Origin of the sequence: Sphingobacterium sp. UDSM-2020 (genome assembly GCF_016132525.1) — a bacterium.
Lineage (GTDB): Bacteria > Bacteroidota > Bacteroidia > Sphingobacteriales > Sphingobacteriaceae > Sphingobacterium > Sphingobacterium anhuiense.
Map to the genome: position 1 here is coordinate 4,226,892 of NZ_CP066166.1, position 17,494 is coordinate 4,244,385.

The 17,494-nt window shown below is 41.3% G+C and carries 9 protein-coding genes; 1 reads left to right on the forward strand and 8 read right to left on the reverse strand.

What is annotated here, in order from left to right; translation table 11 throughout:
• Positions 1–2 precede the first annotated feature (2 nt).
• Positions 3–1,205: a DUF4876 domain-containing protein gene (locus JAZ75_RS17760; protein WP_208697174.1), complete on the reverse strand. Its 1,203-nt coding sequence runs from the start codon at positions 1,203–1,205 to the stop codon at positions 3–5.
• A 6-nt stretch (positions 1,206–1,211) separates the two neighbouring features.
• Positions 1,212–3,983 (reverse strand): TonB-dependent receptor, encoded by a 2,772-nt coding sequence (locus JAZ75_RS17765; RefSeq protein ID WP_208697176.1) that lies wholly within the window; start codon positions 3,981–3,983, stop codon positions 1,212–1,214.
• 877 nt (positions 3,984–4,860) lie between these two features.
• Between JAZ75_RS17765 and JAZ75_RS17770 the strand changes: the two genes are divergently transcribed.
• Positions 4,861–7,248 carry an ABC transporter permease gene (locus JAZ75_RS17770; protein ID WP_208697178.1) on the forward strand — a complete coding sequence of 796 codons (2,388 nt, stop codon included), beginning with the start codon at positions 4,861–4,863 and terminating at the stop codon, positions 7,246–7,248.
• 366 nt (positions 7,249–7,614) lie between these two features.
• On the opposite strand, the gene JAZ75_RS17775 is transcribed toward JAZ75_RS17770, so the two are convergent.
• The 6 genes from JAZ75_RS17775 to JAZ75_RS17800 form a co-directional block, all read right to left on the reverse strand.
• On the reverse strand, positions 7,615–8,454 hold the full coding sequence (locus tag JAZ75_RS17775; protein ID WP_208697180.1) for an SDR family NAD(P)-dependent oxidoreductase: 840 nt from the start codon (positions 8,452–8,454) through the stop codon (positions 7,615–7,617).
• Between the two features lie 72 nt (positions 8,455–8,526).
• Positions 8,527–9,435 carry a helix-turn-helix domain-containing protein gene (locus tag JAZ75_RS17780; RefSeq protein ID WP_208697182.1) on the reverse strand — a complete coding sequence of 303 codons (909 nt, stop codon included), beginning with the start codon at positions 9,433–9,435 and terminating at the stop codon, positions 8,527–8,529.
• Between the two features lie 146 nt (positions 9,436–9,581).
• A complete protein-coding gene (locus JAZ75_RS17785; protein WP_208697184.1) occupies positions 9,582–11,339 on the reverse strand; it encodes a M60 family metallopeptidase in 1,758 nt (585 codons plus the stop codon).
• Between the two features lie 439 nt (positions 11,340–11,778).
• Positions 11,779–12,786 carry a purple acid phosphatase family protein gene (locus JAZ75_RS17790; protein WP_208697186.1) on the reverse strand — a complete coding sequence of 336 codons (1,008 nt, stop codon included), beginning with the start codon at positions 12,784–12,786 and terminating at the stop codon, positions 11,779–11,781.
• Between the two features lie 12 nt (positions 12,787–12,798).
• Positions 12,799–14,448: a RagB/SusD family nutrient uptake outer membrane protein gene (locus tag JAZ75_RS17795; protein ID WP_208697188.1), complete on the reverse strand. Its 1,650-nt coding sequence runs from the start codon at positions 14,446–14,448 to the stop codon at positions 12,799–12,801.
• Between the two features lie 15 nt (positions 14,449–14,463).
• On the reverse strand, positions 14,464–17,490 hold the full coding sequence (locus tag JAZ75_RS17800) for a SusC/RagA family TonB-linked outer membrane protein (RefSeq protein ID WP_208697190.1): 3,027 nt from the start codon (positions 17,488–17,490) through the stop codon (positions 14,464–14,466).
• Positions 17,491–17,494 lie beyond the last annotated feature (4 nt).

Sequence of the window (17,494 nt, forward strand, 5' to 3'; positions counted from 1 at the left end):
TACTATTTAATTTTTCTTGGTGTTGGATTGTTGTTTACTTCAAAATCTTCGGATGAATTGTTGGTATCCATCAGTACAGCCCGTTGTCCGATTGTACTTTTGACTTTTCGGATCACCGATCTGCCGGAATTAGCAACCCCGACGTAAGTCAGTCCGGCATCTACCGTTTCTGGCAATCGTTTCTTGTCCATCGTGATGGTTGAATTGCCGACGCAATCTACGGCGTCGAGCACCGCGCTGACTGGTACCTGTAGAAAACGTGTTGTACCGCTTACATTAGGCTCTGTCATCGAGGGAAAATCAGCTACTGAAGCATCTCTGAATAAAACTAATCCTGCACCATTGATACCAATATTCCAGTCAAATCCAGCAGTGGTGTTGTAATATTGATGGATCATGTTAGGGACATCGGGGTTGTCGGTATCCCGAATATTAGTACCTGTAGGATTGAAATAGGTCTCAAAGTCAGCAATACCTTTTCCAAGGTCGGTAGGGGAATTGGGGTTACCGTTTGGATCTGTTTTGTGATTGATTGCTGTTACAGCAATTACAATAGATGCTCCAGGCTCTACCGGATATTCTTTACCTGTGCCGGGAACCATCCAAGCTTGTGCGAGGTAAACATAGTTTTTGTCTGGATAAAATCCATAGACTGAATTGGATGATGTTTTCGTATTTCCAACCACGAGACTATCGGCATATTGCAACGCTGTGCTATTGTTGTATATTTCGATGAAGCCGTCATAGAGATAGTTGGTGCCTGCAGGAGTTTTTGATCCGGTATAGTAGAATTCCTTGATCACAAATCCGCCTGCTATACTCCCAGTTAGTTGGATCGTACTGTTTGCCGCTTCGGTGATCCGAAGGGTGGGGATGTTGCCATTGCAGAAGATTTCTTCGGCAATACCTACCAGTTGTTCTGCTTCTGCAGGGTTGATGGTTTTGGAAGCAGTAACGGTATAGATACCGGGTGTGATATCCGTAATACTGATACGGCCTTCACTATCGGATCTGTATTCTTCACTGGCGCCAGTGATCGTATTTTTAAGGGTGACTTTGACTTCGCTTGCCAGTTTTGTGCTGTAATTTTCGGGATAATGTACGGTAAAATTATAGTCCAGTGTATCGTAGCTATAATAGTCTTTACGACAGGAAGTCAGCAAGAATAGCAGCCCGCTTAGGATCAGTATATGAGTGTTTTTCATGTCAGTTTAGAATTTAATCGTTATTTCTGTTCCGTAGAACATGCTGATATTACGTTTCGAATATTCTTGTGGATATCGCGTGCTTGCTTGTAATGGACGATGGTTGAATACATTGTTGGCGTAGAATGAAAAGCCCATGTTATTGGCAAATTCTTTTGTCATCTTGAGGTTGAAGAGCCATAGCGGTTTCCAGCTTTCGGCCTTGAAATAACCATCATTTAAACTCAGGTAAATATCGCGATCTGCTTCTGTGATGGATTGGCGTTCGGTTTCTGTAAAATAAGTGATCTGAGGTGAGCTGCCGGCAGCACCTACAGGGATGTAACCAACCGGTATGCTGGAATAATTGAGATATTGATGTTTATCTTTCCAGATGGTCTGTGCGGTGGCGGTAATGATAAACCTAAATTCTGGGATGTTATGTATCGCCCTTAAAGTGGTTACAAATCGCTCTTGCTGCATACCTCTTGCTTCAAATACACCAATTCTCTTTAGGGGCATATTAGGCGCATTTTGTAATAGGATATACGGATTAGCGGTCGTTAATTTCGTGGATAGGTATGCTCCATTTAAAACAAATGATGTACGGATATTGTCGAATCGACCAAAATCAAAATCAAACTCTATTCCTTTATTGAGGATATTTCGATCATTACTCGGGGCGTTGAATGTTGAAACAATGACGCTTTCGCCAACTTCGGTGCTAAGCACAGGAGGCTGACCTACGGGCGACTCCAGGACAGAATACGTTGGAATGGAGAAAAATTTAACACTATTGAGGTTGGTGTTCATCTCATAGCCGTTTTTGGTCTCTTCATAGTAGCCTGTCACCGAAAATCGTTTTTTACCGCGCGTATAATCCAGTCCTAATTCTTTTTTTGTGGCTTTTGCAATCTTCAAATCTGGATTTGCGGTATCAAAAACCCGTGTGCTGATGATGGCCATTGCCTCTACAGGATTTTCCTTATAATGATTTAAGCTGAATGCGTCATAATAAGCGCGATCAGGATAAAGATAGAGGAGCGTAGGCGATTTTGCAGTCATACCATATCCACCGCGGATGGTAAAGTCTTTGATGAATTCATAGGAAGCATTGATTCTCGGGGCCAGTACGGATTGCGAGAAACTTCCGAAAGGCTGTATCTGGTCCCAACGTACTCCTGCCTGTACATGTAGGTCACGATCAAAAATCTGCATGGAATAGCGATCTTCAAGATATACTCCGAATTGATTTAAGGAAGGGATATCTTTGTAAGAACGTGGTCTAAACCCTAAAGGATCGGCTGTTCGGTAAGGATTGTTTGGGTCAACTGTTCGACCGGAGCCAAAGTTGGCATCTAGGCGATAGTCTGCTCCGAGAAGGAAACGGTGTGTACCTTCACCTGTTTTCAGGTAAAAATCATCAGAGAGCTTGGCAAAGATGTTGAGAGGCTTGCCCTCGATCCATAACTGATTGAGGAATGTCGCCGGCAGATAAGGGACTTGCTGCGTTACATTTTCGGTGGCCATACTATTAGCTGACACACTGAGGGTGTTTAAACGTTGCTGATATCCTTTTTGTAAACTGTAGTTACCCGATAGGGTATAATTAAGATTACGGGCAAACTGCTTGTTTAATTTCCATTTACCATTGGTTGAAAACTGGTAAGCGTAATTTTGTGCCTTATTGATGATCTGCTCTGCTTGATAATCGGGATCTACTTTGTTGTCATCCAGATTCATGCCGAAGGAGAATGTCGTATTGGAATATAGCGGACGTTCTTTTCCAAAGGTATTGGTATACTGCATGGACCCGGTCATGCGTTCGTATGCAGAATAAGCAGTTATCTGGTTGTCGTAAGCCTTTGTAAAATCCAGATCGACAAATAAATTGCCTTTATTTTTTCCGAGGCTAAAACCTTGGCCAGCCCAAAACTGTGTGAGTTTGGGATTGAGTCTGGCTTTTACCTGTAACGGTTCTACACCGGCTTTGGTACTGACAAGTATAGCTCCGGAGGTAAGATCGCCGTATTCAACGGACGGAATCCCGCGTATGACTTCTACCGATTCAATGTTGTCTGTTGAAAGTTGACGCATGTCTGTACCCATACCACTGGATGTAGAAAAACCAGCAAGCACACCGGAGGTGACTGTGTTCATGGACTGGAGGTTGGCGTTGTTAGACTGCGGAGCACCATTGACAATAACCGATGTACCCATTGAACTCATATTGTCGCCGGGAGATGCGGCATCTCCTGAATATTGGCGAATACTCGTTTTATTGGGGTTTGTGAAGCTCGGATTGGAGACTATCGCTCCCGGTAACAGCTGTAGGATCTCGCCCAAATGTGTTGCCTGCATATGCTCGATAGCCTTACGGGAAATCACTGTTGAAGTGGCACCATCTCTACGTTGTTCTTTTCCAACAACAACGACATCTTTTAGGGTAATGCTGTTTTCTGTCAACAGAAACTGAAGCTCACCGGTTGGAAAGCTAATTTTTTGTTGTTCTTCCAGCATACCGAGATATTGTACGACTACGGTATAAGTACCTTTTGGGATTTTAGAGAAAGAGAATTTGCCCGATGCATCGGTTTTACTGTATAAACCCAGTTCTAAAATTTGAACGGTGGCTCCGACTAAAGGATCTTTATTGCTGTTTCGTCTCACAGTTCCTGTCAGATTTTGTTGTTGCGGCGATAGCTTTGTTTCTATTGATGCTGACTGTTGGGCCATTGAATCATCAATAAGCGTGGTTTGCAAAGATAAAAGCGCAAAGAAAAGTATAGGTTTTCTCATTGTACTCGTATATCAGAATAAGTTAATATTGTGCATGTTGGTGCAGATTATAGGTGATGTGCCAGCAAAGATAGGTAAATCATTTTATTTAGAAGCTGTCTAAATAAAATGATTTGTCATTTATATGTCGGCTTTACATTTCTCTGACGATTGAAGCGAAATACGTTGAAAGTATTAATAGACGCTCAGGCTACCTATTTATAGGAAGTAGCTATAGTTGCCACTTTTAGCTTTTACCGCGGGTAACATAAGATTTTATTGCTCGTAAAGACGCTAGGTTTTGGGAGTACGTACTGAAAAGCTTATTTTATTGTTAGCATAATCGGCAAAATTCGGCAGAATAGAAATAGTAGAATTCATTTGTCACAGGTTCTGCTAAATATGATTTGAAAGGAAATATTGCGGCGTTAACCTAAGATTGAATAAGTAGAGGACATTGGGTATTGCTGATTTTTTTAATTGTTGTTTATTGGGGTTTCCTCTAGACTGTGCAATATAGCTAGCAAGAAAAAGGGTTTGATAACAACATCAATATTGCTGTTATCAAACCTTGATAGGGATGTATGTGTTTGGACACTTGTTGGCCAGCATGGAATAGTGCATGACTGTTTCATAAGCTATTTTATACCGAGTTTTTAGGAGCAACTGCATGGACATTTACTTTGACTTTATAAAAGCAATTTATGTACCGTGACCAGTAGGGTAAGTAAGCGGTGATGTTCATTAATGAACATCATTTTTATTAAAGTGTTCGGAACCGCACATGCTGTAATCAATAGGTTTTGATGAAAACCTTATTTAATACAGCATTAAGCTATTATTCTTTACTTTTAAAGCAGGTGGTATAGTAATTGGTCTGCATCTCTAAATTAACTTTATGTTTTCGAACTATTTGAAGATCGCTTTACGTGTTTTTTGGCGTAATAAATTTTATGTTTTTCTAAATATTATTGGTTTAGGATTTGCTATTGCCTGTTGCATCTTGTCCTATCTCAATTATAATTATCGAGAGAACTTTGATTTAAATCATGATCAAACGGCGCATATTTATCGACTAAATACGATTCGGTCGGTAGATGGCAGTCGGCAAATTTGGGGAGTAGTCCCGCAGCCAATAACAGATGTTATGAAAAGTGAAGCATTCACTTTTAAGCAAATAGCCCGTTTTAGTAAAGCTTCCATGGTCGTAAAAATAGGTGAGGAGACGTTCGATGAGCAGATTCATTATGCGGACAAATCACTGTTTGAGTTTTTCAATCTTCCGTTAAAATATGGTAATCTTTCTGGTTTTGATCAATCAAATCAATTGGTTATCAGTGAAACGCTTGCTGATAAGTACTTTGCAAACGTAATTCCTATCGGGAAATCCATTACATTGATCGGCACTGATGGTATCCCTAATGTATACACGATTTCGGCTGTTTCAAAAAACATACCGGGTAATTCAAGTATTCGGTTTGATATTCTTACCTCATTTGAAAATGGTTTGATGAATAATAAGCAGGGGCTGGATGACTGGAAAAATCCAAATCTTATTACAACTTTTGTTCAATTGAAGGATTCGAATGATGCTGGTACTGCAGTCAGCACATTAAATCATTATGTGACTGTCCATAACCGAAACCGAAGTGAGTGGCCAATAGCTGGTTTTACTCTACAACCTTTTTCCGAGTTGGCGCTCAGTTCTGATATTGATATGTCCGGATATGTTTATGGCAGTCAATTGACCGCCAACCCACGCGGCGTATTGGTCATAGTACCCGCAATTATGTCACTGTTTATTTTATTGATTACGTGTTTTAATTTTACAAATATTTCAATTGCATTTGCCAGTAGGCGTTTAAAGGAGATCGGTATACGAAAAGTAATGGGCGGGATGAGACGGCAATTGATCATTCAGTTCCTTACTGAAAACATTGTTCTTTGTATATTTTCAGCCGTATTAGCGTTTTTGTTTGTCACGATATTACTTCCAACCGCTAATCAGCTCACTGAACTTGACCTTTCTCCTGATTATGGGCGTGACTATGGCTTTTGGATATTCTTGTTAAGCATACCGCTAGTCTGTGCGATCCTTTCAGGGTTGTATCCTGCTGTTTATGTAAGCTCCTTTCAACCGGTGTTGATCCTTAAAGGTAAAACGGCTTTGTCAACCTCAAATCGTTTTACTCGCTTTTTATTAATTGCACAGTTCAGTTTGTCTTGTTTTGCGCTGGTGGTCGGTATTGTGATGTCTCAGAATGCTTCATTTCAGAAAAAAGCTGATTTTGGCTATGCTATTCACGAAGTGTCGGTTGTCGCCCTTAATAGTCCTCAGGAGTTCCAGGTGTTTAAGGAAGCAATTTTGCAGTATCCCGAGATCAAAAGTGTTGGCGGAACCGTTGAGCAGATCGGTGACGGTACTTACACGCAAAATGCTAAAACAGAAAAAAATGAAATTGCCACACAGGTAGCAAATATCGGAGGCGAAGCTTATCTGAATACTATGGGAATTACCTTAGTGGAAGGAAGATCTTTTTACAATACCGGTGCTGATGCTGATGCGTCGATTATAGTTAATGAAACTTTTGTGCAAAGGATGCAGCTTAAGCAACCGATTAATCAACAAGTTACGCTGGATAGTACCGAATACACAATTGTGGGTGTAGTGCGTGATTATAAGGAATATGGTCTGCACGGTTTAGTTCCTCCTTGTGTATTGCATATGGCTAAACCCGAAGATTTTAAATTTATGGCAATCCGTGCAGATCGGGATAAATTGTTGGAAGTGACAAAATTTTTGAAAGCAACATGGTCGAAGCTTATGCCGAACACTCCATATCGAGGTTATCTGCAGTCAGACTTGATTGAGAAGGAAATTCGTATGACGGAGGCATTTAAGGCTATTGCGTTTTTTTTAGCGATGATAACTTTATTATTGTCTGCGTCGGGTTTATTTGCGCAAATATCACTTAACATTGATAAACGGAGTAAAGAAATAGGTGTCCGGAAAGTGTTGGGGGCGTCGATTATGCAAATCGTTGGTCTGGTTAGCAGGGAATTTGCACGAATCCTCTTGATTTCATTTATTATAGGAAGCATGTTGGGATACCTTTTTACAAGTAAATTTATTTTTCAGGTTATCTATCAATATCACCCGATTGCAGGGCCATTGCCCTATATTGGAACTTTGCTTATTTTAGTTATTTGTTGTACTGCTATTATTGGAACTAGGGTATTCAGCGCTGCTCGAACAAATCCTGTTGATAGATTGCGGGCAGAATAAAAACAATAAGAAGTGAATAGAGAGCAGCAGCTTTTATTGGTAATTGGTTCTCCTAGTTTTGATGTATGCTGAAATCTATTTTTATTTTATTAGTTATGATAACTAATTATTTAGCTGATATTTGAGTATAAAAGAATCAGCGATGGAAATAGTAGAATTCACCAAAGTAGAACACCAATTGATGCAGGTGCTGTGGAAATTAGAGAAAGCATATTAGGGGTAATTCTAAAAAAGTGATTGATGGTAATTTTACCCATCAATCACTTTTTTCTATTACTTTTGACAATGCAGATTATTATATAAGTACCCTTCTTCTTCTGTAAAATATCCTGCCATGCTGCATTCATTTCGTTTCTTAGAACATCACTACAATGCAGTTGAGAGGGTATAACTTTTCCATTGTTCAACATCATGTTTGATGATATCCATTTTTTTGTAGACAACGTCATAGGCATCACTACCTAAGAACAAATGCACCGGTGGGTTTTCTTTCTTGCTTATCGCGATCAATACATCGGCCGCTTTTTCGGGATCATTGGGCTGGTTACCATCAATGTCATTCAAGTGTGCTTGTTCAGACTGGCGGGCTGCTTCGTAATCTGCTATGGTATGCTGCGGTGTTTTGACCGATCCTTTAGCAAGGAAATCGGTGCGAAAATATCCGGGATATACAACTGTTGCTTTTATTCCGAAACCTTTTACTTCTTCAGCTAAACTTTCTGTTAAACCTGCAACAGCAAATTTAGTGGCACAGTAAATACCCCAACCTGCAAATCCACCTGAATAACCACCTATTGAAGCGATATTGAAAATATGTCCCGATTTATTTTGACGTAAGTGAGGCATTACGTTTCGAATGATATTCAAGGTGCCAAAGACATTGATGTCAAAATTGCTTCTTGATTCCTCGTCCGTTAGTTCTTCTATGGTGCCTATCTGTCCAAAGCCCGCATTGTTGACAACAACATCCAGTTGCCCAAAATGTGCGATACTTGTTGCAATTGCTTTTTTTACATCCTCGTTATCGGATAAGTTTACTTCTATCGGAAGGAATAGATCCGATATAGCGCCGATTTCTTTGATTAATGGCTGTGTATTCCGTGAGGTTGCAATAACCCGAAATCCTTCTTGTAGTAATTTTTTTACTAATGATAAGCCTAAACCTTTCGAGGCTCCTGTTACTAACCATACTTTTTGTGTTTCCATCGTTGTGATTTTTATGATAACACAAATGTAGGGCGACGATGAGGGAAGGGATAACGAAAAGCTAACAATACCTTACGAAATTCTAACATTTCGAAATTGGGTCGGATTAATAGCTAAGTGTTTTTTGAAAAAATTATTGAAATGGGTCACCTCGGTAAAACCTAATGCAAATGCAATTTCAGAAACGTTCCAATCGGTTTGGATTAAAAGAACTTTAGCCTCTTGGAGCAATCGTTCGGCAATGATTTGAGTTGGCGTTTTATGTGTGATTTCTTTTACTGCTCTGCTCAAATGATTGACATGTACAGCCAATTGACCTGCAAAATCTGATGCGGAACGGAAGTGAACTCTTTGTCTTGCATCTTCAATGGGAAATTGCCTTTCCAGTAATTCTAAAAATAAAATAGCAATACGATGTGAGGCATTGATTTCCTGTTTTTCAATCTTTTTTGCGGGTTGCATTTTTAAGGTCTGATGCAAAATTTCAAATACCAGATTCCGCAATGCATCGTACTTGTGCACATAATAGGAATCGATCTCTTCGAACATACTCAGGTAAATATGTTTTATCTTTTCGGTTTGTTCGTCGCTCAGTTCAAAAATAGGGGTTCCATTGGGCTGGAAGACTTCATAATTTCTTAGGTTACCAAAATGATGAAAAAATGAAGGTGTAAATACACAGAAAAAACCGGACTGCTCGTCATCGAGAGATTCCCAATTATAGGGAATCTGAGGATTGGCAAATAGTAGTGCCTGTTTTTTTATCTCGATTTCCTTATCGGCATAATAAATTTTGTTTTTACCAATGATCAAGCTGATTTTATAATAGTCTTTTCTGCTATATGGAACTGGTTTCGCATGGGTACCAACAAAATCATCAAGCCTGAATACATTGAAATGGCCAATCTCTTTTCGGATATTGTCAGGCACCCAATTGAGTTTGGTTTTATAAAAATCTTCGATTGATTGTGTCTTTTCCATTTTTCAAAGTTACAAAAAACAAACATACAGTTTTGTGCTTGTCTTTCGGTAATCATCTTAATGCAAGTAGCCCTCAGAAGGTTACTCTATTCTGAGGGCTATTGAATTAATGTATGGTTACCCGTGACGTTAAAATATAATTTCTTTTAATAAACCGATACTTCTGCCATGGCGGCATTTTGGGTGAAGTCAAATGCGGATTTGAAAACAAGTTTAAAATAACGGAAGGATTGGGTTGATGGTAAGTCAATGTTTTGTGGCACACTATTTTCCTGCAGGGTAAATGTTCCTAAATTGGTCCAGTTTGTGTTGTTCTGACTCACCTGAATTTCAATTTCTCTTACTTTACGAGAACCATTTCTTTGGGTCAGCGTAAAGCCAGAAACCGTTTTGCTGCTCTTCATATCTACTGTAATAAAATAGGGATATGTTTCGGGATTGCTGGACCAGCGTGAATGCCAGAATGTATTGGCATTGCCATCAATTATATTCGCTGCTCTTCCATTTTCTGCACCGGTTTCCTGATTGGTGTAATCGATCACAAGCCACTTATTTTCCCAATTAGGATCATCGGTCTTAGTCGTAAGATCCTCAGTAGGTGTTGGTAAATTGAGATTCTGTATTTCTGTGTATACTGATTCATCGACTTTAAGCCCCCATTTGCGGAAAAAAGCGGTTAGATTTTTACCTGAAATTGTACATGCTTTTAACATAAAATAGCGCATCTTCTGTGCTCTTGTCGTCACATTAGGTTGCTCTATTCTGGTTTCTTTGTGCAAAGTTTGATAAAAAGTATCTCCAAATGCTAACCAGAGTTGCTGGAACATGGCTAAGCGCGCAAATACACTTGTACTTGATGCATTAAAATCTTTTTCAGCATAAGGAATGATGAGATAGTCCATGACCTCTGTCCATACGTTATCACGGGTCAGCCTCGAGTTTTGAGCGCCCATTTTTCGTTCCGCAGCCAAAGAATAAATGTTAACGGTGGTTTCACCTAATTCTTCCCATGTCCAGGCGGACTGCTGATGCATATGTCCCAGTTCATGCCACGGACCCCAGCCGTCATTTCTAGCACCGGTTACTGTGAGCAGTGTATTCATTGTGGAGGTGTAGTAAGCAGTCCGATACCAGGTGGCAACCATGAAATAGTCTGCATTATCGGTTTCGGTCATTAATATTTTATGGATATTCTCATCATGCTGTGCCGCTGAACCGTCTATACCACTGATCGCATATTCTGCTTTGACAATTTCATCGTATGTCTGCATGAGCTGTTCTTGATTTTCCAATCTGTGGTCTAAGGCCTTTGCGCGGGAAGCTACTAACATGGTCTCTTCGCTTTCTAATAGCACATCGGGTGCTTCAGTCCAGGTATTCAGCATGACCTGCCACTGTGCATTGGTTGTTTTTCCCAGTATGTAATGTGGGACAGGTTTATGACCTGCTCTGAATTCTATGCGGGCTTTACCGCTCGGTAAACTGTTGTCATTCGCATTATAACGTATATATAATAAGCCCCCGTACTGATCTGCCTGTATGGTATTGAGGCCCTGTGTCAGCGGAACAACTGTCGGATTCCATTTGTCTTTATAGCGTGAATAGGTTCCTATTAATAAGGTCGGAAGGCCGGTGCCATCTTCCAGCTGGTCTACGTAAATGGATAAAGTGCCACTTGGTGCTACGTAAAACCCGGTAGCGGTAAAATCTGATGCGGGAAATGATTGCCCAAGCCTTTTAGATTCTTTGACTCCCGAGGGCAGTTCATTGAAAACCTGGATGGTATCGTAGCTGATCGCTAAACTATCAAGCGGGATTGTTTCGATAGGAGCTATCGTTTTTTGACAGGCTGAAAGGGTGGCGATGAACGCTATCAGCCCTAATTTGAATGTGTTTTTTATCATAATTAAAGTTTAAAATTTATGTAATTGATCTGTAATCCATGCTGATATCTCCCCATATCTTTCTCGCAAGATCTAAAAAAGGGGCGTTTCTTTTTGAAAAACGCCCCTGATCGCCACTTATAATCTACCTAATTTTCGTTTATTCTCACCTTATTTCAAATAGGATGTTTATCCAGCTTATATCTTAATATTTAAGATCTAATTTAATAAATATTTATGGATAAGATATTTTTTATTTTGTTTTTAATATAATTACCTTGAAAAGTTTGTCAGATCTTTCTTCTCGCATATCTTCTTTTGTAACAGTGTAGTTAAGTTTGTAGCATGAAGTGACTAAAACCTTGATCCGGTTTGAAGCTCAGTGCGATGTGGACAAATTTCTAAGTTTGAATATAAACTCCCGAGGGATGCAGTACCTCGGGAGTTTTATTTGATATACCTATGGGGTTAAGGGTATAATGGTACTGTAGATCATCTTTCCTTCGTGATCGATGCACTGCGCCTGTAATTGTTGTTGATTTAGAGCGAAGTACATGAACCCATAAGTTGAAGCTTCAAACTGGCTATAACTTAAACCTTTTTTGACAGGGGTTACTTCAGATCCGCTTCCAGAGATGAACTGATGGAAACAATTGTCCTGTACTTTTAAGTGTTGCATGGAATGTTCATGTCCAGACAAATACAACGGAATACGATGTTTTTCTAACAGGGGTTTCAAGACCTTTCTCACGGCTAATGTGTCATAATTTTCTGTGCGGGGACCTGCTGTATAGACCGGATGATGACCAACGACGATCTTCCATTTTGCTTTAGAAGATTGCAGTAGATGGTCTAACCACTGCAGTTGTTTTTCTGGTTGCTGCCCCGCGACATGTGGCCCATATTCGCTATTCTGATAGAATTCTGGTATCAAGGGATTCGTATCTATAAAAGCGATCAGGACTTCATCGTTATCCTTGATTTTAAATGTTTTGCTGTAATAGCGCGCTGGCATCTTCCATCGACGGCTGATGTTGCTGTAGCGTACTTGGGCATCGGGATCGGATTTATAATCATGGTTGCCCAATATGGGATACCAGTCCCACTGTAAGGCGAAATCGGTGTAAATATTTTCAAATGAATAATGCCATAAGGGGTCGTGTTCGCTGACAACTCCTGATGGGTAAAAATTATCACCTGTTGAGATAATAAAATCATTTGGATGCTCGGTCGCCCATTTCCCCATCTGCTGTGCCACCTGGACTTGATGATCGGCACCATTACGCCCCCAGTCACCGATCGCTAAAAAATGCAGCTCGTACTCGTCTTTTAGTGAAGATCGGCTGTTGATATCTTCACTTTCTATTCTTTGATTTGCGCCAATGGCTAAAGTCGCTAAAGGTCCGACAGAAAGCCCCGTAGCCACAGCTGTTCCTAATGTACTTTTTACAAATTCTCTTCTTTTCATTCTCAACTGTGCTTAATATCCGCTATTCTGTTTCCATTTTGTGTTGACTTCCATGATCGGTCTGGGGATCGGAAATATCCGGCGAAAGCGTTCGGATAATCCTGCGCTGTATAAGGATTTGAATCCCCAGTCTTCTTCAAATTTTCCATAACGGATCAGGTCATTTCTTCGCCATGATTCATCTGAAAATTCTCGTGCGCGTTCGTCCAATATCGCTGCTAACGTTGGTTGGGCTGTTAAAGCAGGTGCGTTGACATAAGCACGTATCTGATTCATCAGCGACATCGGTGTTTCGCCATTTGTAGGTGCCGCTCCTCGGAGGATGGCTTCGGCTTTCATTAACAAAATGTCGGCATAACGGAAGATGGGTACATCATTGCTTTGGTTTCTATTGTTTGCCGCTGTCACGTTTACATCCATGTAAAATTTAACCGATCGGTAACCCATTGACCGGCCTTTTTGATCATTTCCTGCATTGAGGGTCGGACCTCCATCGGGACGAAGTTTGATTTCTTTTGTTGTTTCCATATGCCAGTCAAACGTTACGTTTGCATCACTGCCTGTGTAGTCCTGGTCGATACCTTTTTTAGAAGTTTTGATTAATAGCGGACGGTTTAAATCTGGCGCATAGTCCGACCAATAGTACTGTAGTCCACCCATGTAAGCCGCATTTCTGTCGTCACCTTGGAGGTTGAATTTGGCTAAGAAAGTAGGTAATACCCGAAATGTACCGCCCACACTTTGTGGCAATTTGGCAAATTGATTTTGTCCGCTGCGGTGTATCCAAAAACGTGCATATGTCATGCCTTGCTGTTTTTCGCGGTCGAAAGGCATGGCAAAGATGAAATCTTTGACCTGAGGACCATTGTCGGGGCGGAATTTTTCCATGAACTTGTGGCTGCTCAGGTTAAATTGACCTGAAGCAATAATATCATCACACATTGCAACGACTTGTGCTAGTTTTTCATTGGGCATATTGGGGGTGTAGGAAGCTACATCGGTAGCGGTATAAACCGACCAGTTGAGGTATAGTTTAGCGAGTAGCGCATCGGCCATATAACGTGTTGCTTTGCCATATGTGGCGGGAGAAACTTCTTTGGGTAAACGATCTCTGACGGCTAGTAATTCACTGGAGATGAAGTTGGCGATTTCGGCTCTTGAGGAGCGATCCGGAATCTGGTCAATCTTTCCTGTGATCAGTGGTGTTCCTCCAAAATTATCCATCAGGATAAAATAAAAATAAGCTCTCATGGCGCGCATAGGTGCAGCCTTATCGCTTTCATTGTCTCCAAAAATAGCCAATACATTATTGGATAGATTGATGCCTGACATGGCGGCATTCCAGACATCTGGAAGAATGGCATTGTCGGGAGTCCAGTTGTGAACATGAAGTTCGCGGAATCTACCGCCGTCATAGTAATCTGTGCCTAATGCAAGACTGACAGCTTCGTCTGATGATAAAGTTTGTGTCATCCAATGGTTGTAGCCCAGTGCACTTCGGTATGCGGCATAAACGTCAGCTGAAATGGCCTCAGCAGCTTTATCCGTGGTTGGAAATTCAGTGTACTGTGATTTGATATCCACATCAAGATCGGTGCAAGCAACTAATGTTGCCGCAAATGTAGTTAAGGTAAATAGGCGGATATATTGTTTTGATTTCATGATTTGTTTTGCTGATTATAGGTTGAAGTTTAGACCGAATAAAATGGTACGGGTACGTGGATAAGTCTGCCTGTTGTCAACACCAGGTGTAAGGCCACCAAGATCTACCTCGGGGTCTACTCCTTTGTAATTCGTGAGCACAAAGACATTGTTCATCGAAGCGTATAGCTTTACATTTTTCAACTGACCACCAATATTGCGGATGTTGTAAGAAAGGCCCAAATTGGCTAAGCGGAGATAATTCCCACTTTCCAAGTAACGGTCTGATAAATAATGTGCGTTGATATCTGTTGCTTTCTCTGTGTCGATTACACTGGCCAATAGATTTTTCTGACCGGCATTGCCTACGACATTGGAGTGTCGGGCGCGAGTCGCATTCATGACCTTATGACCAAATACACCCTGGAACATACCGGTTAAAGCAAAGTTTTTGTAGGTTACGGTATTGTTCCAGCCTAAAGTCAGTTTTGGCTGTGCGCTTCCCGTTACGGCACGGTCTTTATTGGTAGGAGTAATGGTGGTTTCACCTGTACGTTCCTTCGTTTGCGCATCGCGTACATAAAAAGTCGAGATACCGGCATCATTATAACCTGCCCATTCCCAGGTATAAAACTGACCAATAGGTGCACCTTCTTGTAGGCGTTGCTGAAAAGCATTACTTTGACCGGCGCCACCCAAGTCTGCTAAATCCACGTAGTCGGTTGAAAATTCCTGATTCGTAATACGGGTGACCACATTTTTATTGTGCGAGGCCACAATCCCTGTGTTCCAGCTGAAATGTGTCGTTTTTACGGGGACAGCATTTAGGGTCAGTTCAATTCCTTTGTTGTTGATCTCACCGACATTGGCTGTTAGTGAGCGGTACAGATATTTGGTTGTGGACACGGCATAGTCGTAGATAAGATCGGTGGTATTTTTATCGTAATATTCCAAGGTTCCGCTTAATCTATTTTTCAGGAATGCGAAGTCGATACCCAGGTTAAGCATCCCAGTGCGTTCCCAGCGTAGATTGGGATTTGAATTACGAAGTGCAGCCAGAGTACGGAGATCGTTTCCGAAAGCATCGGTGTAGAAACTCGAGGTGGCACCATAGACCTGTCTAGCGGTAAACACATCGAAACCTAATGAATTGCCACTGACGCCATATCCGGCACGCAGTTTTAGATCATCAAAGAAATTCATATCGCGAATAAATGGTTCTTCCGATAGTCTCCATGCTCCTGAAATAGAAGGGAAGGTGGCCCATCGGTTGTTTGCACCAAATGCCGAAGATCCATCACGCCTTACTGTCGCCTGAAAAAGGTATTTATTGTTGTAAGCATAATTTACACGTCCGTAAACAGAGATCATACGCAATGTTGAAAGGTAATAATTGCCAAATCCCAAAATATCGACAACATTGGCCATGCCGGGATTATAATAGCTTAAACCATCATCGTAATAGTCTGAAGTTGTCAGTTGAAACCCATCGTCATTGTTGTTTTCTTCCCACGAATAACCGGCAAGTGCTGAAAACTTATGGACATTTCCAAATGTTCGATCGAAGCTTAGATTCATTTCCATGATCTTTCTTTCGTCTTCTACTGCTGCGCGGATCGATTTTCCATTTTGATTACGTGCTGCCATGGATAAACTCGAGTAGTACTGTGCGTTGTTATACTGGCGGTTTTGCAGGGACAGGTCGATGTTGTAGGTTAGGCTCGGTAATATTTTATATCCAAGTTTGGCATGTCCCTGTATCATTTTGGTTTTGGTATAATTGGTATTCTCCTCTATTAATGATAGCGGATTCACATATTGCGAACGGTCTGTTTTTTCAAACCAAGCACCAGATTCTGTCCGGACAGGGGATACTGGCAAGTAGTAATACATCGCGTCGTATACGCTTAAACCATCGCCAAGGGCAAGGACATCATTTTGTTTAGTAATACTGGTATTGATATTGAAAGAAGCCGTAAGCCGCTTATCCAGCGCGCTTGTTTGTACAAATCCGCGTGCGATCTGACGGCCCAGGTCTGTTCCTTTGATAATACCGTTGTTTTTAAACGTATTGAGACTGGCACTGTATTGTGTTGTTTCGGTTCCACCGATCAAAGAGACATTGTGATTATTGGAAATACCCGTTCGCTCTACCTCTCGTTGCCAATCGGTATCTGCTCCTAGGTCATCGGTCGGTTCCATCGCGAATTTGTTAGCCGCAATATAATTTCGGTACTGTTCACCGTTCATCATTTCATAGCGTTTTGCGATCTTGTCTATCGCTAAATAACCGTTGTAGCTAATGCTTGCCTGTCCTGCTTTACCGCGTTTGGTTGTAACGATAATGACCCCATTTGCGGCTTTTGAACCGTATATCGCTGTTGCTGATGCATCGCGTAACACATCGATCGATTGGATATCGTCTGGTGCTACTAGTGCGAGTGATGCTCCGGGTACGCCATCGATCACATAGTAGGGTTCCATCGCTTCGCCGCTTCTCAAAGTAGAAGCACCTCTTAGACTGACGGATGGGGTTGCATTAGGATTACTGTTGTTGGTTGATATGGTCAGGCCCGGAACCTTTCCCTGAAGCATCTGAGCAGGGGAGGTCATAACACCGACATTCATGTCTTCAGCTTTGACTGTTGTGATGGAACTGGTGAGGTCTTTTCGAGCGATACGTCCATATCCGATAACGACTTCATCGAGTGTTGTGGACATGGGAATAAGTTTGACGCTTAAGGCTAATGGCCTTCCGGGTTGCACACTGTAGCCCGAGAGCGTATCTGGCTGATAACCTACCGAAGAAAATATAAACTGATAAGGACCTCCTTCTGGCAGGTTGTGAAAAGAGAAAAGTCCTTTTTCGGAAGAGCTCGTCGTGAATGTTTTCCCCGATTCCCGATTTAGGGCTTTGACGCTGACGCCAGATAAAAACTTTCCATTTTCATCTTGTGTTGCTCCTTTTACTTGATCCTGTTGCGCCTGTGCGTAGGATAGCCCCGTCGCAAATAGTGCAAAGAATAACACGCTTTTTCTGAATTGGTTCTGTTTGTTAAACATGATT